The 22,514-nt window shown below is 41.8% G+C and carries 21 protein-coding genes; 8 read left to right on the top strand and 13 right to left on the bottom strand.

Annotation, left to right across the window (positions count from 1 at the left end; translation table 11 throughout):
• Nucleotides 1-28: 28 nt before the first annotated feature.
• The 3 genes from E0F88_RS08365 to E0F88_RS08355 form a co-directional block, all read right to left on the bottom strand.
• Nucleotides 29-1,081 (bottom strand): sugar phosphate isomerase/epimerase family protein, encoded by a 1,053-nt coding sequence (locus tag E0F88_RS08365; RefSeq protein ID WP_131957787.1) that lies wholly within the window; start codon nucleotides 1,079-1,081, stop codon nucleotides 29-31.
• Between the two features lie 95 nt (nucleotides 1,082-1,176).
• The gene (locus tag E0F88_RS08360; protein ID WP_131957786.1) at nucleotides 1,177-2,322 is read right to left on the bottom strand and encodes a Gfo/Idh/MocA family protein; all 1,146 of its coding nucleotides are present in this window, start codon (nucleotides 2,320-2,322) and stop codon (nucleotides 1,177-1,179) included.
• A gap of 95 nt (nucleotides 2,323-2,417) precedes the next feature.
• On the bottom strand, nucleotides 2,418-3,548 hold the full coding sequence (locus E0F88_RS08355; RefSeq protein WP_131958411.1) for a Gfo/Idh/MocA family protein: 1,131 nt from the start codon (nucleotides 3,546-3,548) through the stop codon (nucleotides 2,418-2,420).
• 242 nt (nucleotides 3,549-3,790) lie between these two features.
• Between E0F88_RS08355 and E0F88_RS08350 the strand changes: the two genes are divergently transcribed.
• The 3 genes from E0F88_RS08350 to E0F88_RS08340 all read left to right on the top strand — a co-directional run bounded on the left by E0F88_RS08350 (nucleotide 3,791) and on the right by E0F88_RS08340 (nucleotide 6,144).
• Nucleotides 3,791-5,041: an MFS transporter gene (locus tag E0F88_RS08350; protein WP_131957785.1), complete on the top strand. Its 1,251-nt coding sequence runs from the start codon at nucleotides 3,791-3,793 to the stop codon at nucleotides 5,039-5,041.
• 110 nt (nucleotides 5,042-5,151) lie between these two features.
• Complete coding sequence (locus E0F88_RS08345) at nucleotides 5,152-5,814, top strand: Uma2 family endonuclease (protein WP_131957784.1); 663 nt, start codon at nucleotides 5,152-5,154, stop codon at nucleotides 5,812-5,814.
• 21 nt (nucleotides 5,815-5,835) lie between these two features.
• Complete coding sequence (locus E0F88_RS08340) at nucleotides 5,836-6,144, top strand: hypothetical protein (RefSeq protein ID WP_131957783.1); 309 nt, start codon at nucleotides 5,836-5,838, stop codon at nucleotides 6,142-6,144.
• Nucleotides 6,145-6,224: 80 nt separating this feature from the next.
• Here E0F88_RS08340 and E0F88_RS08335 read toward each other — a convergent pair whose 3' ends face one another.
• Both E0F88_RS08335 and E0F88_RS08330 read right to left on the bottom strand, forming a co-directional pair.
• Nucleotides 6,225-8,633 carry an endonuclease MutS2 gene (locus tag E0F88_RS08335; protein ID WP_131957782.1) on the bottom strand — a complete coding sequence of 803 codons (2,409 nt, stop codon included), beginning with the start codon at nucleotides 8,631-8,633 and terminating at the stop codon, nucleotides 6,225-6,227.
• A gap of 107 nt (nucleotides 8,634-8,740) precedes the next feature.
• Entirely contained in the window at nucleotides 8,741-9,259 is a 519-nt protein-coding gene (locus tag E0F88_RS08330) for a DUF7935 family protein (RefSeq protein WP_131957781.1), read from the bottom strand.
• Nucleotides 9,260-9,479: 220 nt separating this feature from the next.
• Here E0F88_RS08330 and E0F88_RS08325 point away from each other — a divergent pair, with 220 nt between their 5' ends.
• Nucleotides 9,480-9,776 (top strand): HesB/IscA family protein, encoded by a 297-nt coding sequence (locus E0F88_RS08325; protein ID WP_131957780.1) that lies wholly within the window; start codon nucleotides 9,480-9,482, stop codon nucleotides 9,774-9,776.
• Nucleotides 9,777-9,785: 9 nt separating this feature from the next.
• Here E0F88_RS08325 and E0F88_RS08320 read toward each other — a convergent pair whose 3' ends face one another.
• Nucleotides 9,786-10,358 (bottom strand): HNH endonuclease, encoded by a 573-nt coding sequence (locus tag E0F88_RS08320; protein WP_131957779.1) that lies wholly within the window; start codon nucleotides 10,356-10,358, stop codon nucleotides 9,786-9,788.
• Between the two features lie 136 nt (nucleotides 10,359-10,494).
• Here E0F88_RS08320 and E0F88_RS08315 point away from each other — a divergent pair, with 136 nt between their 5' ends.
• Nucleotides 10,495-10,854 carry a CoA-binding protein gene (locus tag E0F88_RS08315; RefSeq protein ID WP_131957778.1) on the top strand — a complete coding sequence of 120 codons (360 nt, stop codon included), beginning with the start codon at nucleotides 10,495-10,497 and terminating at the stop codon, nucleotides 10,852-10,854.
• Nucleotides 10,855-10,880: 26 nt separating this feature from the next.
• Here E0F88_RS08315 and E0F88_RS08310 read toward each other — a convergent pair whose 3' ends face one another.
• The 5 genes from E0F88_RS08310 to E0F88_RS08290 all read right to left on the bottom strand — a co-directional run bounded on the left by E0F88_RS08310 (nucleotide 10,881) and on the right by E0F88_RS08290 (nucleotide 15,094).
• Nucleotides 10,881-11,882 carry a 3-oxoacyl-ACP synthase III family protein gene (locus E0F88_RS08310; RefSeq protein ID WP_131957777.1) on the bottom strand — a complete coding sequence of 334 codons (1,002 nt, stop codon included), beginning with the start codon at nucleotides 11,880-11,882 and terminating at the stop codon, nucleotides 10,881-10,883.
• 134 nt (nucleotides 11,883-12,016) lie between these two features.
• Entirely contained in the window at nucleotides 12,017-12,721 is a 705-nt protein-coding gene (pssA, locus tag E0F88_RS08305) for a CDP-diacylglycerol--serine O-phosphatidyltransferase (RefSeq protein ID WP_131957776.1), read from the bottom strand.
• A gap of 34 nt (nucleotides 12,722-12,755) precedes the next feature.
• Nucleotides 12,756-13,394, bottom strand: a complete 639-nt coding sequence (locus E0F88_RS08300) for an MBL fold metallo-hydrolase (RefSeq protein ID WP_131957775.1) — start codon at nucleotides 13,392-13,394, stop codon at nucleotides 12,756-12,758.
• Between the two features lie 152 nt (nucleotides 13,395-13,546).
• Nucleotides 13,547-14,257: a hypothetical protein gene (locus tag E0F88_RS08295; RefSeq protein WP_131957774.1), complete on the bottom strand. Its 711-nt coding sequence runs from the start codon at nucleotides 14,255-14,257 to the stop codon at nucleotides 13,547-13,549.
• 132 nt (nucleotides 14,258-14,389) lie between these two features.
• Nucleotides 14,390-15,094, bottom strand: a complete 705-nt coding sequence (locus E0F88_RS08290; protein WP_131957773.1) for an SAM-dependent methyltransferase — start codon at nucleotides 15,092-15,094, stop codon at nucleotides 14,390-14,392.
• Nucleotides 15,095-15,176: 82 nt separating this feature from the next.
• On the opposite strand from E0F88_RS08290, the gene E0F88_RS08285 reads away from it, so the two are divergent.
• On the top strand, nucleotides 15,177-15,596 hold the full coding sequence (locus tag E0F88_RS08285; RefSeq protein ID WP_131957772.1) for a hypothetical protein: 420 nt from the start codon (nucleotides 15,177-15,179) through the stop codon (nucleotides 15,594-15,596).
• A 12-nt stretch (nucleotides 15,597-15,608) separates the two neighbouring features.
• On the opposite strand, the gene E0F88_RS08280 is transcribed toward E0F88_RS08285, so the two are convergent.
• Entirely contained in the window at nucleotides 15,609-16,379 is a 771-nt protein-coding gene (locus tag E0F88_RS08280; RefSeq protein ID WP_310589720.1) for an alpha/beta fold hydrolase, read from the bottom strand.
• A gap of 391 nt (nucleotides 16,380-16,770) precedes the next feature.
• On the opposite strand from E0F88_RS08280, the gene E0F88_RS08275 reads away from it, so the two are divergent.
• Nucleotides 16,771-20,142 carry a TonB-dependent receptor gene (locus E0F88_RS08275; protein WP_131957771.1) on the top strand — a complete coding sequence of 1,124 codons (3,372 nt, stop codon included), beginning with the start codon at nucleotides 16,771-16,773 and terminating at the stop codon, nucleotides 20,140-20,142.
• An 88-nt stretch (nucleotides 20,143-20,230) separates the two neighbouring features.
• Here the strand turns inward: E0F88_RS08275 and E0F88_RS08270 are convergent, their stop codons facing one another.
• Nucleotides 20,231-21,142 (bottom strand): patatin-like phospholipase family protein, encoded by a 912-nt coding sequence (locus E0F88_RS08270; protein WP_131957770.1) that lies wholly within the window; start codon nucleotides 21,140-21,142, stop codon nucleotides 20,231-20,233.
• Nucleotides 21,143-21,432: 290 nt separating this feature from the next.
• Here E0F88_RS08270 and E0F88_RS08265 point away from each other — a divergent pair, with 290 nt between their 5' ends.
• The gene (locus E0F88_RS08265; RefSeq protein ID WP_131957769.1) at nucleotides 21,433-22,407 is read left to right on the top strand and encodes a polyprenyl synthetase family protein; all 975 of its coding nucleotides are present in this window, start codon (nucleotides 21,433-21,435) and stop codon (nucleotides 22,405-22,407) included.
• The last annotated feature ends 107 nt before the right edge of the window (nucleotides 22,408-22,514 follow it).

Below are 22,514 nucleotides of genomic sequence, written 5' to 3'. Positions count from 1 at the left end.
ATATACTTGTTAAGCAGACATTTATTAACTAAAGTCCCAGTGCTTTCCTGTTAAATGCTTCGTCGGCTCCTGTTCCTGCAAAATCATCGAACGCTTTTGTAGTCACTTCGATAATTTGGTTTGCAATAAACGGTGCGCCTTCCGCAGCTCCCTGTGTAGGTGATTTGATGCAGCATTCCCATTCAAGAACCGCCCAGCTATCGTAATTGTACTGGGAAAGTTTTGAGAATATAGATTTAAAATCTACCTGTCCGTCGCCCAGTGAACGGAAACGTCCCGCACGATCCGCCCAGCCTGCGAAACCGCTGTAAACGCCTTGTTTTCCGGTCGGGTTAAATTCAGCGTCTTTAACGTGGAACGCTTTGATGCGGTCGTGGTAAAGATCAATGAATTGCAGGTAGTCGAGTTGCTGCAATACGAAATGACTGGGATCGTAGTTGATGTTGGCTCTTTTGTGTCCGTCGAGGTAATCTACAAACATCTCAAAAGTATACCCATCAAAAAGATCTTCACCTGGGTGGAGTTCGTAACAAACATCCACGCCGTTTTCGTCATAAACATCCAGAATTGGCTTCCAGCGTGCTGCAAGTTCCTTAAATGCCGTTTCTACCAGGCCCGCAGGACGCTGTGGCCATGGGTACAAAAACGGCCAGGCAAGTGCTCCTGAAAAAGTTGCACTCGCTTTCAGTCCCAGGTTTTTGCTGGCAACCGCTGTATATTTCAACTGCTGCACTGCCCATTCCGCGCGTGCTTTTGGATTTTTACGAACTTCCGGAATGGCAAAACCGTCATACATATCATCGTAAACCGGATGCGATGCAACCAGCTGACCAATGATATGGGAGGCAAGTTCTGTTACTTCCAGACCTTTATCTTTTAGTTTTCCTTTAAGTTCATCGGCGTAAGTCTGCGATTCTGCTGCAAGTTTTACGTCAATGATTCTTGTATCCCAGATAGGAATCTGCACACCTTTGTAACCCAGATCTGCCATATATTGGGTTATTCCGTCGAAAGTATTAAACGGTGCTTCATCTCCCAGAAACTGAGCAAGAAAAATACCCGGCCCTTTTATAGTTTTCATAATAATTTAGCTTTTAGCTGTCAGCTTTTAGCAATTAGCCTGCCGACAATGTTTTAATGCACTGAAAGTGAATTCTATCATTCACCAACTCGAAATTAAATCTCCACCCAGCCTTGTTTTTTATTGCTTTCCAGGATTTTTTCGCAGATTAATAATTCGCGATAACCGTCGGCAAAAGTGGGGAAAGATGGGTTTTCGGGCTGTTTCCCGGCTTCGATAGCCGCGTAAACCTCTTTGAATAATTGTTTCGAAGTATCAGAGAAACCTTCGTTGTGTCCGCCCGGGAAAGTGATCAGTGAACGAACATCTTCATTTACAAGCGATGGGTCACGGATAAGCACTTCATTGCTTTTGTCGCGATTCCCAATCCACATTTCGTTTGGCGCTTCAGAAGTCCAGTTAAATGTTTTCTTGGATCCTGAAATTTCCAGAGTCATACGGTTTTTACGTCCTGCGTGAACCTGGGAAACTGTAATGACACCTTTGCTTCCGTTGTCAAAACGCAGAAGCACATTGGCGTGATCCTCAGTGTTAATAGGTACATCAGCATAGTCCTCAGGCTGAAGCATTTTTCCTGAATAGGTCTCAACAGCTTTAAGCGGCTTTTTGCGGGTTTTATGGATTGTATTGAAGTCAGCCATTACAGATACTGTCTTAAGTCCTGTGATGTATTCTAAAATGTCCATTAAGTGGGAGCCGATATCGGCAATCGCTCTCGAATCTCCTGATTTGTCCGGTTCAAGGCGCCAGTTGTAATCTGTTTCGTAAAACAGCCAATCCTGTAAATATGAACCCATGAAAGAATAAATTTCACCCAGTTCTCCTTTTTCGCGCATTGATTTCATCTGGCGGGCCAGCGGATAATAGCGCAGGTTAAAATGAACGGCATTTACCAAACCGCTTTTTGCTGCCAGTTCAACCAGTTCCTCGGCTTCCACTAAATCTTTTGCAAGAGGTTTCTCACAAATAACATGTTTTCCTGCAAGTAAAGCGGCTTTTGACTGCGAATAATGAAGGAAGTTGGGCGTACAGATGTGGATAGCCTGAACGTCATCCTGTTTCAGCAATTCGTCAAAAGTATAAGAGCGTTCAATACCAAGAGCGTCCGCTTTTTCTCTTGCCAGTTCGGCGGTAACTTCACAAAGGGCTACAACTTCTACATTAGGAAGGCGTCTGAGAGCTTCAATGTGTGCAGGTCCGATGAAGCCTGTACCTACTACGCCAACTTTAATTTTGTTCATAAATGGATTAGTAAAAAGTAAAAAGTGAAATGTTAAATGTAAGCGTTGATAATGAAAGTCTTTATTTCCTTTTCACATCTCACAATGATTAGTCGTCATTCAAAGTCCGTCCATTTCTGGTCTGATTTGTCGGAAGCTAAAACGGTATCAATGAATTTCATTCCCCGTAAACCATCCTGTGCAGAAGGGAAATCGTAAACCGGATCGGCCTTTTTGCCTTCCCATCTGGCGCGCAGCTGGAAGGCGAAATTACGGTAAAGATTGGCAAATGCTTCAAAATATCCTTCCGGGTGACCCGCGGGAATACGGGTATGCACCTGTGCCGCCTGTGACAGATTACCTACGCCTGTACGGATAATGCGGGCTCCCTGATTTGTTTTATGAATTAAAGTATTCGGATCCAGTTGTTTCCAGACCAGTCCGCCGGTTTCTCCATAAATACGAATATTCAGGTCATTTTCTTCACCATTGGCAATCTGGCTGTTTTGTAAAATACCTTTTGCTCCGTTATCGAACCTCAGCAAAATATTTGCATCGTCATCTAAAAGGCGTCCTTCAACGAAAATGGTCAGATCGGCACAAAGCTGTGTAATTTTTAAACCTGTAATATACTCTGCCAGATTTTCTGCGTGCGTACCAATATCTCCCAATCCGCCTGCTGCTCCTGATCTGCTTGGATCAGTTCTCCATGCAGCCTGTTTGTTTCCTGTTACTTCAACGAGTGTTGCAAGCCAGCCCTGCGGATATTCCACAATCACTTTTCTGACTTTTCCGATAGCTCCTGAGGCAATCATGTGTTTTGCTTCTTTCACCATCGGATAACCCGTGTAGTTATGCGTCAGGCAAAATAGCAGACCGGTACGATCCACCAATTCCGCAATTTCTTCCGCTTCTTCGGTATTCAAAGTTATTGGCTTATCGCAAACGACATGGAATCCGTTTTCCAGTGCCAGCTTTGTTGGGGCAGCATGTACGTGGTTGGGTGTTACGATGGACACGAAATCCATTCTTTCGCCAAGTGGTAATTCCTTTTCTTTCAGAATCATCTCTTCAAAGTTATCATAAACTCTGTTTTCAGGTAAATACAGGGCTTTTCCGGTTTCTTTGGATTTCTCGGGATTCGAGCTGAAAACACCGCAAACCAGTTCAATTTCACCATCCATAATGGCTGCACGACGGTGTACTCCTCCTATAAATGCATCCAGGGAACCACCGACCATACCCATTCTTATCTTTCGTGACATTCCTGTTGGTTTAAAGTTTTGAAAAGATTTTCTATTTAGAAAGAGTAGTATACATCACTCTTACTTCTTACAAATATAAATTTATAGTATAAAAAACACGGCATAGTTGGAGAATAGTGTAGTAGATTTGCCCGCTATTTGTTTTTTTTGTGAAAATGTTAAATAAAATCAATAGCAAAAAGTTCTTATTCTATTAAATCTAATTATATAATTCACTAGTCCTCATGACCCAGCCTATTAACAGCTCACGGCTTTTTAACGCAAGTTGTCTTGCCATCATTACTACTGCCTTCTCTTTTAGTATTAGGGCAGGTATTCTTCCTCAATTAGGAACTGAATTTGGCCTTAATGCCGAACAACTTGGGTTTATCAACTCTATGTTCTTTTTTGGCTTTCCAATTTCAATGATTATTGGTGGGCTTGTATATCACACCATCGGCCCAAAAATTATTATGCAGGTGGCGGTTGTTGCACACACACTGGGCATTCTATTAACTATTTATGCTGGGGGTTATTCTGGCTTATTGATATCTACATTTTTCATTGGTTTCGGGAATGGTTGTACCGAAGCCGCCTGTAATCCTATGATTGCGGACATGTATACAAGTAATAAGCTCAACAAAATGCTGGGCAGGTTTCACATGTGGTTTCCGGGTGGGATTGTAATTGGAAGTCTGATATCTAAATTTATGACTAGCGCTGGATCGTCATGGCAAACTCAGATTTGGGTTCTTATGTTACCAACAGTGGTTTACGCATTTTTATTTTTTGGTCAGGCTTTTCCAAAGCCAAAAATCGAGGGAGTTACTTCTATTGCAAAAAACTTCCAGGCTATGTTAACTCCTCTCTATATCTTTATCTTCTGTTGCATGGCAGTAACCGCAATCACGGAATTTGGTCCTAATCAGTGGGTAACTGTGGTATTAAGTAGTAGTGGAGCAGATGCTATGCTGGTTTTAGCATTGACTTTCGGTGTAATGACACTAGGAAGACTTTTTACAGGACCTGTTGTGGGTAAACTGGGACAAACAGGAGTTCTGTTTGGAGGGGCAATTTTAGCAGCCATTGGAATTTATATGTTCAGTACAGTCACTGGTCCAATTGCTTATCTGGCGGCAGTGATTTTTGGCCTTGGCGTATGTTTTAACTGGCCAATTATGATTGGTTTTGTTGCGCAACGCGTTCCCCTGAGTGGCGCTCTGGGTATGTCGATTATTGGTGGGGTAGGTATGCTTTCAACCTCAATTTTTCAGCCATTTATTGGTGGATGGATAGATGCCGCTCATGCTGAACATGAGGCGAAAGGTCTTACAGGGGCAGCACTGGAATTGGCAGCTGGGCAAGATACACTGTCAACTATGTTGACATTCCCCCTTATCTTAATTGTCGCCTTTGTGGTGTTATGGTTTTGGGCGGGTAATCCGAAGCCAGGTCAGACTGAAGAGGCCAAGGTTGCTGAGCAGCCCCAGCTATAAAATCTTTTCAAAAACAAGAATCGGCTATTACCCAAGGGTAATAGCCGATTCTTGTTTTAAGCCATATCTTTAATTATTTTTGAAAGCAATGTCATTTTAAAAGTGGATTTATGCAGCCCGAATTGGTAAATAAACTTCTTGATGAACCAAATGTTGCTTTCATCATTGAAAAGATACAGGTAGCCCTGGCGAACGAGGCAGAGAGGAGGAAGGCATTTTATGATTGGATCAAAGAAGATCAAAAAGCCGAATTTATAAACGGTGAAATCATTATGCATTCTCCTGTGAAAAGGAGTCACCTGAACGTCGTTGGTAATCTATTCAGGCTTTTAAGTGTGTATGTTATTTCACATGATCTTGGGCAGGTTGATTCAGAAAAAGCTTTGATATCTCTAAGCAGAAACGATTACGAACCTGATATATGTTTTTGGGGAAAGGAAAAAGCATCACATTTTCATGTAAATCAGATGCAGCATCCTGCTCCAGACTTAATCGTTGAAGTTTTATCAAGGGGCACAGAGGAGCGTGACAGAGGGGTTAAGTTTAAGGATTATGCTGCGCATGGAGTAACGGAATACTGGATTGTCGATCCGATCCGGGAAACGGTTGAAAAGTATTTGTTGGATATTGAAGTAATGGAATATGAACCGCAAATGCCGGTTAACCCTAAGCAATATATAAGCAGTGATGCAGTACAAGGCTTTACGATCCCTTTTCGTGCAATTTTTGATCAAAAAATAAATCTCGATGTATTACAAAGTTTAATGAAATAAATCACAGCTAACTTTTTCAAAATGATCGCAATTTCTGATTTGAAAAGACATCCTGTTGCCTGTGTGACGTATGTGATGTATCTGTTTATGTGGGTGCTTTTTACTTTTATGATCGTACTAATTGGCAATAAGCAAGCGGAATCCGGCATTGCCTTCTGTGGTACCGGGGTTATAGTAACTTATTATTTTATGCTGATACTGTCAGGTGTTTATCTGGTCTCAACATTTTCTTTCTTTTTATTAAATTCGGACAAAAGATTTTTTATCAATCTGGTTCTTGCCATCGTACTGCCCATGGTGCTTGCTTTTTTGTGGCAGTTTGTCTGGTGACGTTCCGATTTATAATCCAAAAACCCACTTCTACGTTTTTTGTGAAGTGGGTTTTTGCTGTTTTGCAGTTTATGAATTCTTTATTTCAGCTTCACAATCGTTACGCCGGCGCCACCGCGATCCGGGTGCTCGTCCTGCATGCTGCCAACCTGGGAGTATCCTCTTAAATGGTTTCGGACCAGCGTTCTCAGGATTCCGTCACCTTTTCCATGCACAACGCGTATTTCATCGTAACCAAGCATAATCGCGTTGTCCATAAACTGGTCAACAATGCCCAGCGCCTCCTCGCCACGCTTTCCGCGCATGTCCAGATTGAAACTGAAATTCATCATGCGTTCGTTTAGATCTACGCCTTTTGCACTGGTTTTTAGTTTCTTTTCACCGGTAGCAGCCTTGTACGTTTTGTTGCTTACTTTCTCAAGTCGGTTTAACTTAATTGTGGATTTAAGATCTCCAATCCTTATTTCAGCATCTTTTCCTCTTAACGCAATTACTTCGCCAATGGCTGTTTGTCCAACAACGCGAACATAACTGCCTGGAACAATTGCACCGTCTTCCGGTTCGTAAACATCCTCGGCAGGGATGGTTTCAACGATAACTTCCGGTTCCAGACTAACCTTATTAAACTTATCAAGTTGCTGGCGGACTGTTTTTGTTTTTTCCTTATCCGCTTTGTTCTCCTTTATTTCCCGGATTGTATTTTCGATCAGCTGATTCGCGTCCGACAATAATGTTTTTGCCTTTTGCTTAGCCTCATTAACTATTTTCTTTTCATTCGTTTCCAGACTGGATTTCAGTGCGGTATAATCTGCCAGCTGTTTGGTTAACTTTCTTTCCTTAATTCCAAGTTCAATATTTTTCTCAGAAAACACTTTCCTTTCAATATCGAGTTCTTTAAGCAGCTTTTCAAAGTTAACCTGCTGTGTTCCCAGTTTGTCCTTTGCCCGGTTTATAACACCTTTTGGTAATCCTATTTTAGAAGCGATTTCAAATGCGAAAGAACTTCCCGGGCGGCCAATTTCGAGCTGATATAGCGGTTCCAGATGCTCTCCGTCAAAACGCATGGCTCCGTTAACAAGTCCCTCCGTTTTATCTGCTAAAACTTTCAGGTTGGTGTAATGCGTGTTGATTACACCATAAGCTCCTGATTTCGTTAAATCTTCCAAAATAGCTTCGGCAATGGCACCACCAAGGCCTGGCTCAGTTCCCGTTCCAAACTCATCGATCAGGAACAACGTACGTTTGTTGGCCATCGACAGGAAATGGCGCATGTTTGTTAAATGAGAGCTGTATGTACTCAAGTCATTTTCAAGGGACTGCTCATCACCAATATCGATAAAGATATTCTGGAAAAAGCCCATAGAAGAATCTTCACGCATCGGTACCAGCAAACCGCACTGGAACATATACTGAATAAGTCCAACCGTTTTAAGCGATACCGACTTTCCTCCTGCATTAGGACCTGAAACAATCAGGATTCTTTCTTTTTCTTTTAATTCAATATTAAGCGGAACAACCTTTTTTCCCTGTTTTTGAAATGACAAATGAAGCAGCGGATGCCGGGCTTCGCGCCAGTCAATAAATTGATTGTTGGAAAATGTCGGGTGAATGGCACTCATTTCCGAAGCCAGCTTTGCTTTTGCCCGAAGGAAATCCATTAAACCAAGAAACTGATAAGCCTTTTGGAGATCAGGAACAAATGGTCTTAACTGACTGGTAAGTTCCATTAGTATCCGGTTTATTTCCCTTCTTTCCTCATATTCAAGTTCACGGATTTCGTTGTTGGATTCAAAAACATCGGTTGGTTCGATAAAAACAGTTTGTCCTGTGGCCGATTCGTCGTGAATAAATCCTTTTAGTTTACGTTTGTGTTCAGCTGCAACCGGGATTACCATTCTGCCGTTGCGTACCGTTAAAGAGACATCATCGCTTACCCAGCCACTGCTTTTTGCCGATTTAAGCAGGGTATCCAGCCTTTTACGGATGCCTGCCTGTTCGGATATCAGCCTGCGGCGGATACGTGTAAGCTCAGAAGAAGCCGAATCTCTGATCTGTCCACGGTCGTCAATAATCTTTTCAATGGCATCGGTGATCGCTTTGTCAACTCTGACATTCCCGGAATATTCACCCAGCAAAGGAAACGCTTCCTCTTCCTGATTTTCAAAAAAGCGGATAATCGACCTGATTGTCTGCAATGAAGCCTTCAGATCCGAAAATTCACTTTGTGTCAAAAGCATTCCTTCAATTGCTGCTCTTTTCAGATAAGGGGTGGCGTCAATATAGTTTTGTGACGGGAAATTTTCACCAATTTCCATGATTTTCTTCATCTCGGCCGTTTGGCTGACGAGTTTTTCAACCAGTCCGAAATTATCTGAAAATCTTATTTTCTCTACAAAATATTGTCCTAACGGACTTATACAAGCATCGTTAAGCCATTCACGCAGCTTATCAAAACCTAATTTTTGTTCAATCGTTTTTGGGTATAACATTTTTTGGCTATTAGCTTTTAGCCGCTGGCTGTCCGCTTTAAATTCCTGAGACTCCTAAATTTGCCCTGGGGCATTAAAATAATTCTTTTCAGAAAGAATTGGTTCATTTAAAAAATCTCCCTGATTTCGTCTTTCAGAACACGCAGCGCATGTGTTGTCGGCTGGACTTCCTTATTGATAACATGTGAAAAGATTTTTTTGCCCAAATCCGACGCAGGTGAATCAGGGGACACCTCCGCAGCTGCGTTGTTAATTTCGGCTACTACCTCGTTCATGGCATGGCTGATCTGCTCCCAGGCATTGTTACTGATGTACATCTGCTGAGCCGCATTATGATTGTATTCTTCGCGAATCTCATTTAGCAAAATTTGCTGTAGTTCAAGTGCGGTAGATGCCTGAGGTACAAGTCTGAGCAGAAGATTGCCCGGGCTGATCCGTTCCAAATACAAACACATTCGTTCATATGCCTGCAATCTCAGTGGCAGCGTGATCTCTGTTTGTTTGCTGCGGATATCCCATCTTTGTTTTTCAAAGATCTTGTCTGCGACCGTCGTGATGGTTAAATATACTCCGTAAATAACGCCCGCTCCAAGCAGAACAGCCGTTAGTAAAATGTAATACTCCATGGGTTAATACAATATTATTGGTATTGAATAAAGCCAAAATTACGAGATTAACTCAAAATTAATCCGAAGAATTATGTCAATTGAACGAATTCAATCTGAAAAAATGATGTTAGCTGTGTTATGTTCTTTTGAAATAACCAAGATCAGTAATGCTGAGCCTGAAATTCCGGCTAACTTGCTGGTTTTGCCGAAGTGAACCAAAGCCATAATAATCCGGACAATGGAAGACCCGATACAAATTACAGAAAAAGCCAAAGCTGAGATAATCTCAACCCTTCTCGCAAACAAGATACCTGGCACCTACGGGTTAAGGGTAGGATTGAAGGGGGGAGCGTGCAGCGGTACTTTTCTTCTTGGCTTTGATACACAAACTGACTTCGATCAACTTTACCTGATAGAGGGGATCAGGGTTTATATTGACAGAAGGCACCTAATGTATGTCGTCGGCTTGTCCGTTGACTACGAGGAAGGTTTGAACGGGAGCGGTTATACGGTTTCTACACTCGCGGGAAAGTAGTTCTCACCGTTAATCTTCAATCGTTACATGTTTCCAGTTTTCGCCTGATCTGATCCGGTTTAGCTGTGTGTGTGTAATACCAAATTGCTTGGCAATCATTTTCAAACGATTGTTGTCGTTTTTCAAAAGCTTTTTGATAATACGAACTTTACTCTCTGTTAGCTTGTAGTTCTTCGTTCTCCTTGGAATTACTCTGTTGATGAAAGCCGGATTCTCTTTGTTGTGCTCGATCATCTCTGCCTTGGTTACCCATTTGAGATTCTCATAGTAGTTGTTCTGCTTTTCAAAATCGATGTGGATGACGAAAGCATGGTCATCACTTGTTTTGTCAACAAAATATTCCGCAACCAGCTTATGTACATAACGATTGATTGTCTTTCCACCACTCGCCCTGATATTAAGCGACCTGTATCCCTGTATCACTGATCCTTTTATAACAGCTCCATCCTTAGGGTTGTTTTGAAAGCTTTTCAGTCTTCCATAGTTAGAAACTTCATAATGAGGAGCATTTTCAATTTCTGCGAAGATGATCCTAGCCCACTTTTCGTTCCAATAACTCCGACTTACATTTGACTCATTCATTTTTTTAGTATAATAATGTTGTTTGTGTCTTACTGAAATCCTGGCATGATTCTTGTGATAAAAATTTACCTTTAGGCTTTTTTACAGCATCAGTGATGAAATTTATTCTCACTTTTATTTATTTAACTACACTATAATGAAACGCACCTTAATTGTCGGAGCATCTTCAAATCCTTCCAGATACGCTTACTTAGCTGCTCAGAGATTAACTGCTATGGGGCATCCGATTCTATTGCTTGGCCGTAGAAAGGGTTTCGCCATTGGGCAGGAAATACATTTGGAAAAAGTTGCATGGACCGACGTAGATACGGTTACACTCTACATTAATCCCAGCCACCAGCCAGAGTATTACGATTATATCATATCTCTGAATCCCAAACGTGTCATCTTTAATCCCGGAACCGAAAATCCCGAATTTGAAAGCATACTGAGTTCTATAAATATCGTACCAGTACAGGGCTGTACACTGGTAATGTTATCTGTCGGTCAGTATTAGGGAAAATTATTTTAATTGTTTTAAAGTTACCAGCGAATTAGTGCAGAGGCCCAGGTAAAACCACTACCAAATGCGGCAAGGCATATAAGATCCCCATCTTTTAACTTGCCCATTTCCCATGCTTCCGAAAGTGCAATTGGAATTGATGCAGCAGTTGTATTTCCGAAGCGCTGGATATTGTTGATAACCTGATCTTCCGATAATCCCATTTGCTGTCTTACGTAATCGCTGATACGGATGTTGGCCTGATGAGGAACCAGTAAGTTTATATCAGAAGACTGATATCCGTTAGCGCTCAAAGCTTCATTGATTACCTCTCCGAATTTTACAATCGCATGTTTGAAAACAGCGTTTCCATTCATATATACATTAAAACCACCTTCTTCAATCATCTCTTTTGTTGCAGTACGACCCGGACGGCTGCTGCCTGGCTCTTTCACATAAAGATCTTCCGCAAACCTTCCGTCGGCATGAAGGTGTGTGGATAAAATAGAATGACCTGGATCTTTCGTAGTCTGCAGAACCGCTGCTCCCGCACCATCACCAAAAATTACTGCCGTATTTCTTCCTGCCGTGCTCTTGTCTATCCAGGACGACTGAATTTCTGAGCCTACCACAAGCGCGGATTTGTACATTCCTGATTTAATAAACTGGTCCGCTATGGAAAGTGCATATACAAAACCTGAACACTGCTCACGGATATCAATCACCGGCTTGCCATCCATCTGTAATTCCCGCTGCATCAAAAAAGCAGATCCCGGGAAAAAGTAGTCCGGGGTGATTGTGGCATAAACGATTACATCTATGTCATTTGGAGAAAGACCTGCACGTTCCAGTGCCTGGCGTGAGGCGGCGGTTGCCATGCTGTAATTGGTGTCCTTTCCATGTTCGAAGTACCTGCGCTCTTTAATCCCGGTACGTTCCTGAATCCATTCATCCGATGTCTCCATCCATTTGGTCAGATCATTGTTTGTTACAACGTTGTCGGGCACGTAATATCCAAGACCGGTAATTCGGGAATAAATCATAAAATGAATAAGAAAAAGTAATAGCTTAAAGTCAGGTAATGTGGTTCAGCCAGGTTACATAATCGTCTGCTTTTCATAGCTTGAATACGCAGGGCTTGCAAAATTGCAACAAAAAGTTTTTGTTACCAATTAAGTCAGTTAGTTTTCGATAAATTGGACAGCAGCGAGACAAATATGTACAAAATCAATATCACAGGAATTGCAAGAATCTGAAAAAAGATCAAAAGTAAAGCGCTGATCAGAATAAAAGAATAACGTATTTCATTACCTTTCCATCCAAATGCCTTAAACTTTAAAGCCAGCAACGGCAGTTCGGCCACGAGTAAAAATGACATCACAAAGGTTAGAATAAGCAGATTACTGGTATTGACAATAATTTGCTCCCAAATCGCTCCATATTGATGTACGATAACGGGTAGCGAACCGATCAGTAGGGCGTTTGCCGGCGTTGGAACTCCAATGAAAGTATCGCTTTGGCGGGGATCGTTATTGAATTTTGCCAGACGTATTGCGGAGAAAATCGCGATAAAGAAGGCGAGATAGGGTTTCCATATTTCGTCCATATTTTTTGGAGTGCTTCCCATTAACAACTGAAATACGATCACCGAAGGCAAAACACCAAAGGTCACCATGTCAGCCAATGAATCCAGATCACGGCCAATAGGGGAGCTTACTTTTAAAAGTCTAGCCAGGAAGCCATCGAAAAAGTCAAAGATGAGCGCGACGCCTATTAGATAACAGGATAAAACAATATTGCCATGAAAAACTTCGACAATACCAATGCAGCCACACAAAAGATTGCCGCAGGTAAGCGCATTCGGTAAATTTCTTCTGATCATGATTTGGGCAGGATGTAAGCAATAATGGATTTACCTATTTCAAAAACGGGTTATTTTTCTTTTCAAAACCAATTGTCGTAGGACCCATGTGGCCTGCATAAACGGTGTAATCGTCCGGAAGCGTAAAAAGCTTGTTTTTTATACTGCCAATGAGTGTATCGAAATCTCCGCCTGGCAGATCCGTGCGGCCGATACTCTGCCGGAAAAGAACATCCCCGCCAATCACAAATCTTTGTTCATCACTTACAAATGCAATATGACCAGGCGCATGGCCGGGCACAAAAATCACTTTCAGTAAAGAATTTCCAAACGTTACAATGCTGCCCTCATCCAGATAACCATCTATTTCCGGTTCATCAAATGCAGGAAAACCATAATTAGGTGCGTAAGTTCTGACGGCTTTTAACAGTGGCTCATCAATTATATGCAATAAAAAAGGAATATTATATTTTGCTTTTACGGCCGCCACACCTAACACGTGGTCGATGTGTGCATGTGTGTTGATAATACGTACAGGGGCTAAATTATGACTTTCAATAAAACCGTATAACTGGCTGGTTTCTTCTGCACCATAACAACCAGGATCAACGATTACCGCTTCCCCAGTTTCATCGTAAAGAAGATAGGTGTTTTCCGAAAACGGATTAAAAGTAAAAGATTTTATTTGTATCATTTATTTAAAGCTTTTTCCGGCTTGTACCGGAATTAAGTGCCGAAGTTACAAAACTGCCGGCAAACTGTTCTGCTGCGACTTGCTTTTGATAGATACAAAAAACTGCCACTACAATAACATACATTGTAATGGCAGTTTCGAAATTAAGGAAATTAGTTTGCTGTTCTTTCGATAATGGTTGTCCGGATTCTGTCGTAGTACAAAACGGTTAATCCTTCAAAACCGGAGTCTGTTCCAACACAGAGCCAGATTTCACCGTTTGCATTTGCGGTTACCGGAACCGGTGCTCCTCCGTTGGAACGCTGCACGAGCTTGTAACCATCCGCTTCCAATCCATTTGAAATATTTCCTAAAACGACCATTTCTTTGCCGTTCTCTGATTGATTTCCTTTGTCCAGATTAAAACTGTAAAACCCGGATGTTAAAGTTGCTACGGGCTCTTTGTTGGAGGCACCGGCCTTAATGTAAGTTGCACCTCCCTGTGACCCGCCTGCACCGATACCTTTGTCTGTATAAGGCGTTCCAAGTGTTATATCAAAAACAACATTGTAATTTCCGTTGGGTGTCAGTCCGGATATTTTTCGTTTTAAGTACATAAACATATCGTCGCTCCGGTTGTGACTCTGGATTTTAAAACCATATATGGTCGAATCCAGCACAGCCGGCAGCCGGGCTCTTCCGGCGGCTTTTTCCAGGCTTGCCGAGTCCGTAGCAGAACTGTATTCGGCAAAGCCCGCAGCCCAGCCCTCCACAGTTTGTTCAAACTTGTTATCGAGCATAACTGCTCCGTTCAAATTATCGTCAGTACAGGAATACAATCCGGGAAAGAGTGCCAGACCCATCCATATTATCCATTTTTTCATTTTACCTCTTGTTTAGTAAATAACCAATACACGTTTGAATGACCCGGAAATGTATAGTAGGGTTGGAAAAAATGAAAACAGTTTTAATTGAAAATGACTTTTTAACTGATATTCACTATCTGGAGGCGGAAATTAACCTATCAAAAAAATAGTAGGTTTTTTATGCAGATCAGGTTTATCTTTTCTCCAATGTCTGATTGACAACGTTTTGATAAACTCATCAACAGCTGTGATACTGCTTGCAACACATAGTCGCGTGTCCGGCTGGCAGGTTTCCAAAACGGCCTCCATAAGCTGATTATTTCGGAAAGGAGTTTCCATAAAGATCTGCGTTTGGTTTCGTATTTGCGCTTCCCTCTCGAGCTGCTGGATCATCTTTTTTCGATCCGCCTTATCTATAGGTAGATATCCATGAAAAGCGAAGGACTGTCCGCTCATTCCTGAAGCCATCAAAGCAAGCAAAATGGACGAAGGACCCACCAGCGGTACAACCGATATGCCAATTTCGTGGGCCAGCCTCACCGCAACTGCACCCGGATCGGCCACACCCGGGCAGCCTGCTTCCGAAATAATACCGGCATTTTTGGTCAGATCCAGCAGCTGTTGTCTTGTTTCTCCGGCAGGAGTGTCCTTGGTTAACTCAATAAATGTAAGTTCATCTATTACCTTCCCCAGTTTTAATCCGCTTATAAACCGACGGGCAGTTCTTATGTTTTCGACAAAAAAAGTATCCAGATTTATAATGGCATCGGCTATCTGAGGGCTTAATACCTTATCGGAAGTATACTCGGCAAGTACAGTAGGAATTAGATAGAGCGATAAATTCTTAGAATTCATAATTTTTTTTAATAATATCAAACATCCTTTCCAACCATTTCAGCTCAGAAATTGTCATAATAATTAAGCAAAGTTAAATGCAATGTTACGACAACTATCTGTTTTACTGTTTTTATTCCTTTTACTTTCCTGCAAAAAGGACAGCGATGAAGCTACTCCAAATTTTGCTTCCATTTCCGGAACATGGAGACTGGCAGAAATTGAAAAAGGAACCTACGGAAAGAAATTTTGGGAAAAAGTGGATTTCAAGCCATCTGAAACGCGGATATTCGGGACCGACGGAACAATTCTCGACAAGGATGGACTTGCCGTTTGCTGTTCTCCCAAAAACGTGCTGATTAACGGCAAGACTTTGGATGTACGCACCAATCCTTCACTTACCAATCCATTATGCTCCCTGGTTGACTGTATTTACTGCGAAACCTGGGAAATGGAATGGAAAAATGATGAAATAATTGTCACTTACTGCGATGGTGCCCGTTATAAATATCTCCGAAATTAAAAGATAATATCGTCAGGTAAGAAAGTCGATCAGGGCTTTTACAAAAGCTTTTGGCTGTTCTGCCTGTATCCAGTGCCCTGAATTTTCGATCGTTTCCAGTTTTGCATTAGGAAATAATTTCAGGATTCCTTCCCAGTCTTCATCCTGAATGTAGTCTGACTTATCGCCGCGCATAAACATTGTTGGCACGTCTATGGTCATTTCTGAAACAATTTCCCTTCCTACATTTGCCATTTCATTGGTTAGTAACGGTAAATTGAACCGCCAGCCAAAACCACCTTCATCTTTCCTGTAAAGATTTTTTAATAAAAACTGACGAACCGGGAGCAGTGGCTCGTAAGCTGCCAGGGCATCGTCTGCCTGCTGCCTGTTTTCGATCTCTTCAAGTTTGATCGTATTTAAACCCGCCAGTATTTTTCGGTGATGAATAGGGTAAGCTTTGGGACCAATATCGGCTATCACGAGCGTTTCATAAGTACCCGGGTAAGTTACTGCATATTCCATAACCGTTTTTCCTCCCATGGAATGTCCTAACAAAACAGGCGATGTTAGCCCTTGCTGAGCGAGGAATTCTTTCAGATCACTTGCAAAAGTTTCGTAATTCAGGCTGCCTTCATGAGGAGAACGGCCATGGTTTCGCTGATCAACCAGATACACCTGATAGCCATGATCTGAGATTGTTTTACCTACTGTAAGCCAGTTGTCTAAGAATCCAAAAACACCGTGAAGTATAACGATCGCGGGTCCGGTTTCTCCTATTTTTTTGAAATTTAAATGCATCATGAAAAAAAATTAGAAAATTTTACACTTTAACTAAAATTACACCTGTTAACAATTTCTTAATGTAGCAATTGTTCGATTTTAGAACCTTTATCCGTGCAAAATTGCCCAAGGACAGGTTATTGACACGTGCGGTAAAGGTCGGCAGGAATTCTTTTAAAGAAAAAAAATAACAGAGATTGAATCTTAATAAAAACATAATGTGACCGATGTTTAATTATAAATATGAATTTCTGTATTATTCCAATAAATCAGGCAGTTATGTGCAATAGTATAGCATTTTAGTAGGATTTGGTACTTTGTTTAAGAACTAAAAAAAAACTTATTTTGCGGCATAATTTGTTTGTCATCAACCGATGGGCCTAACTCATTTTTCAAAACAATCCCAAATTTTATGAACAGGAAAAGTTTACTTTTCAGGGCAGCGTTTACTGCGTTGCTCGTATTTTCATTGTCTATCTTGAGCGGACAGCTGTATGCTCAGGTAACAACTTCTTCTCTTAATGGTACGGTAACCGACGGGAAAGAGTCTCTTCCGGGTGCAACTGTCGTAGCCATTCACGGACCTTCGGGAACTGAGTATGGAACTTCGGTTACAGGTAGCGGAAATTACAGCATTCCAAACATGCGAATTGGCGGGCCTTATAAGGTTACCGTTAGCTTCGTTGGTTTTTCGCCTAAAACGTATAACGACATCTACCTTAAACTTGGTGAGCCGTACGCGTTGAATCTTGAACTTGCTTCGGGAGATGTTCAATTGAATGAAGTTGTTGTTTCTTCGGGGCAGGGACAAATTCTGAACAGCGACAGAATGGGTGCTGTTACAAACATTGGAAGAGGACAAATTCAGGTTATGCCTTCGGTAACACGCAGCATAAACGATTTGACAAGAATGACGCCACAAGCAAACGGTTCATCGGTTGCGGGTGGTAACTACAGACAGAATAACTTCACCATTGACGGTGCTGACTTCAATAACAGTTTTGGTATTGGTGGTAACCTTCCGGCTGGTGGTTCTCCGATTTCACTGGATGCATTGGACGAAATTTCGGTAAGTATTGCACCTTATGACGTGCGTCAGTCGGGCTTTATCGGTAGCTCTATTAATGCAGTAACAAGATCAGGTAATAACACTTTTTCCGGTTCTGCTTACCGTTACTGGAGATCAGAAAAACAGCAGGGAGATAAAGTTGGTGATGAAGAATTTACAAGACCTCCTTTTAACTTCGAGCAAATTGGTTTCAGACTGGGCGGACCTATCATTAAAAACAAACTTTTCTTCTTCGTTAACTACGAAACTGAAAATCAGCCTAAACAGGTACAGACCAACTTCGCAGCAACTGCTACATCAGGACCAGGTTCTTTTGGAAGCGCGAGTAACATCGTAAGACCATTGGCTTCGGAACTGGATGCGATCAGTAACTTCCTGCGTACGAACTACGGATATGAAACAGGACCTTACGATAACTACAACACGGAAATCAAAAGAAATAAATTTTTGGCCCGTATTGACTGGAACATCAATTCAAAACATCGTTTGAACGTTCGTTACAGCCAGGTTGAAGGTGGTGAGCCAACTGCTCCAAGTACTTCAACCACCGGATCTGGATTTAGTTTCCCAACAGGAGGAGGCAGAACCAGCAATACAATGCTTTGGTTTAAAAACTCTAACTACTACCAACAGGCTAACTTCTATTCGGCAGCCGTTGAGTTGAACTCACAGCTTGGTTCTAAGTTTGCTAACGTTTTGCGCGGAACTTACACTTTCCAGAATGACTCCCGTGAGTCAGAAAGCTCGATTTTTCCGTTTGTTGATATTTTGAAAGATGGTACTTCATTTGCAAGTTTCGGATATGAGCCATTTTCTTATGGTAACCTTCGTAAAGTTAAGATGTACTCTTTCGTAGATAACCTTACCTGGATTGCCGGCAAACATTCATTCACAGCTGGTTTGCAGGCAGATTTTAGTACAACTACGAATGGTTTCCAGCGTTTTGGAACTAGTGCATATGTTTATGCTTCATGGAATGATTTTGCAACAGGTGCAAAACCAATCAACTTCGCGCAAACGTTCTCTTTGTCTCCGGGTTATGCGCAGGCTTTCCCAAGTTTCAAGTTTGCTCAATATTCAGCTTACATCCAGGATGATATAACGGTTTCTAAAAACCTTAAAGTGTCTCTGGGTCTTCGTGCAGATCTTCCAACTTACCCGGATGTTTCTGAAGTTAGATCAAATCCATTGGTTGCAAATCTTACTTTCGCAAACGGTGAAAAAATCAATACTGGTATTCTGCCAAAATCTGCAATTATGTTGTCTCCACGCGTAGGGTTTAACTATGATGTATTAGGAGATCGTACTTTGCAGCTTCGTGGAGGAACAGGGATCTTCACAGGTAAAATTCCATTCGTATGGATCGTTAGTCAGGCGGGTGATGCTGGTATGCTTCAGGTTACTACAAGTGCAAGCGGTGCTGCGAACACACCGGGTGCTTTCAATCCGGACCCAGGTGCTTACCGCCCTGCAACGGTTCCTCCGGCAGGAACTATCATTCCGGGAACTGTAAGTGCAATGGCGAACGGGTTTAAGTTTCCTCAGTCATGGAAATCAAGCTTGGGTATTGATAAAAAACTGGGAGCTGGTTTCGTAGTTTCTATAGATGCGATTTACAATAAGGATTTGAACACGGCGATTTTCAGAAATGCCAACCTTGTTAATCCTACTGCACTTAACGTAGCAGGATATGCTGATAACCGCATGATTTATCCTAACCTTACAAAGGATAAATATGTGAATCCGTTGACAAGTGCAACTTTAAGTGCAAGTAACCCTGCACCAAGTACGCCGGTAGCAAATGGTGACACAAGAGGAACACAGGCATTGAATACAACGGTGGTAGACAACGGAAGCAAAGGACATTACTTCTCTGTTACAGGTAAAGTTGAAAAGCAATTCAGCAATGGATTCTTTGCAATGCTTGCTTACACAAGATCAGAAGCTAAAAACCTTTCAGACGGTAGCGGCGATCAGCCGTTGTCGGCATGGCAAGCTAATGAAACTGTAAACGGTGGTAATACGCCGACGTTGGGTTATGCAGGTTTTGTTCTTCCTGAACGTGTTACAGCTTATGTTTCTTATCGCAAGGAATATATCAAACATTTGGCAACTACACTTTCTGTTGCTTACAACGGATCAATTGCAGGCCGGTTCTCATACCTTTATGCAAAAGATTTCAATAGAGATGGTTATGTAGGAAATGATTTGATCTACATTCCAAGAGATGCTTCGGAAATTACGTTTGCTCCTAAAACAATCGGAACAGGTACTGAGGCGGTAACTTATACTGCACAGCAGCAAAGTGATGCATTCTTCGCATATGTTGATCAGGATGATTACCTGAGCAAACACAAGGGTCAATATGCTGAAAGAAACGGAGCGAAACTTCCATGGAGAAACCAGATCGATGTGAAATTCCTTCAGGACATCTTTATCAATATCGGTAAATCAAGAAATACAATCCAGGTTGGTGTTGATATTTTCAACTTTGGAAACCTTCTTAATTCAAGCTGGGGTAAATACAAAATCGTAAATGCACCATCTATTCTTGATGTGACAAACGTTGCTGCTTTGGTTCCAGGCGGTACTGTTAAACCAATCTTCCAACTTCAGACTGACAGAGGTAAACTGGCTACTGAAACTTTCAGAAATAACGTAAGTACTACTTCTACCTATTTCATGCAGTTCAGTGTTAGATATATCTTCAACTAATCGGAGAGATATTAGCAGCATAAAAAAATCCCCTCATTCGAGGGGATTTTTTTATGCTGCTAATATCAATTTTACTGACCAGGTTACTTTATAATTGCTGCTGTGCTACATCCCTCAAAGTCTCCACCCCGGCCCTGTAGCCTTCTACAATCAGCCTCGAAATATCATCAGAGGTGAAATGCTGCAAATCCAGTATCAAAGGTGAAGCCGGCCTGATTACTGTTAGTTTCATGGGCGTTCCGCGCAGAACGGAACGGTCTACAAAAGATTCAGCCCAAATGATATTGCTGTTTGCTACCTCATTTACGGTTATATCCCGAACACGTTCTATCAGGGTGATCAGATTGCGCGCATTCAGGCCTTCGGGTTGGTAGAGATGCGGAGAATGGCAGCCAAGCATCATGATTTCCGTTGCACCGTCTGTAATTGCCGGGCGAATCGGAATTACTTCCCGAAGTCCCCCATCCAGAAACAAACCATTTTCTATTTTGACGGCAGGCATTAGCATCGGTATGGATGAACTCGCACGCACATAATCTAGGAAATGTTTATTTCCCTGCGGAGAAACGTATTTCATTTCTCCGCTTTCAATATTGACCGCACCTACTTTTACTTTGATGCTGGTGTTTTCCAACAAGGCATCACTAACATTTTTCCGGATCAGGTTATGCAGGGGAGAAGGGTCCAGAAGTCCGTCGAAACGGCTCATCAGCGTGTTGACACCAAGTTTGACCCGTGATCTTAACGTAGAAATATCCTGAGGCAGTGTTATGTTTTTAATCCAGAATTCCAGCAGTTTTCTTCCTGCTAATGGCCAGTTGATTTCACCGTTTTCGCTTCGCTGTCGCTCGGCTTCATTTACCAAAAATGTTGCATTTAATGCACCAACTGAAATTCCATAAATCATATCCGGTTGAAATCCGCTTTCAAGGACAGCCTGAATGGCGCCAACCTGAAATGCTCCTTTCATTGATCCGCCGCCCAGGACGAGTGCTTTCATATTTATCAGCTATTAGCTTTCAGCAATTAGCTGTTAGCCTTGATTGGGAAAATTTATAATTTTTTAATAAGAAATCTTTCAATACACTTCGCCTGTAAAAGAAGCTGTATCGCATTGAAGTTTCTTTTTTTCTCAATTCTAAACATTTTCATTCTAAAATTGGTATAAACAAAAGATTTTATTCCAAATTTGAACATTGGATTACAGAAACCGGTTAATTGATTAAATCTTACTCCGGTTCTGTTCCGGCTTTTCACATCAGTAGGGATAGGAGTGCCCCCGTTATTTATATGACCCTTTCAATAAAGGATATTCAGTTACCCGTTGCCGATGAAATGAAGGCTTTCGAGCAGAAGTTTCGTCAATTTATGAAAAGCGATGTAATGCTTCTGGACCAGATCATGAATTACATCGTGCGCCGTAAAGGAAAGCAGCTCAGGCCAATGTTTGTTTTTCTTTCAGCCGGAGTATGCGGTAATGTAACTGAATCTACTTACAGGGGCGCTGCGTTAATTGAACTGCTGCATACCGCCACACTTGTTCACGATGATGTTGTGGACGACTCCAATTACAGGCGTGGTTTCTTCTCAGTGAATGCTTTGTGGAAAAATAAAATTGCGGTTCTCGTTGGCGATTATCTCCTTTCAAGAGGCCTTCTTCTCTCGGTCGACAATGGTGAATTTGACCTTTTGAAACTGGTTTCCACCGCTGTAAGAGAACTGAGTGAAGGCGAACTTTTACAAATTGAAAAAGCAAGACGCCTGGATATCGATGAAGATGTTTATTATCAGATCATCAGGCAAAAAACAGCGTCTTTAATTGCTTCCTGCTGTGCGGTCGGTGCCTGTTCTGTCGGGGCAGGGGAGGAAGTTGTGAAACGGATGCATGCTTTTGGTGAAAAAGTAGGTATGGCTTTTCAGATCAAAGATGACCTCTTTGATTACGGTGAAGATGAAATCGGCAAACCGTTGGGTATCGATATCAAGGAGAAGAAAATGACTTTGCCTCTAATTTATGCGCTCAATCAGGCAGGCTGGCTGGAAAAACGACGGATCATCAATATCATTCGTAATGAAAGCCACAAGCCGAAAAAAGTGAGCGAGGTAATTGCCTTCGTAAAGGATTCAGGCGGACTTAAATATGCTCAGGAAGTGATGCAGCGCTACGTGGAAGAGGCGCGTGTCTTACTATACGAATTTACCGATTCCGCACACCGCCAGTCCCTGGAACAGCTTGTTCAATACACAATCGAGCGCAGTAAATAATTCTCACAATATTTTTAGCGATTATTTGAAGAGAGATTAATACTCTGTTCAAACCTACATTTTAACTTTATAAAATATATAAGAAAATTATATTTTATTTTCTTTGT

This window comes from Dyadobacter psychrotolerans (assembly GCF_004349265.1).
GTDB classification, from domain to species: Bacteria; Bacteroidota; Bacteroidia; order Cytophagales; family Spirosomataceae; genus Dyadobacter; species Dyadobacter psychrotolerans.
Note: the sequence above shows the minus strand (reverse complement) of the source record. Positions and strands in the feature narration are given on the sequence as shown.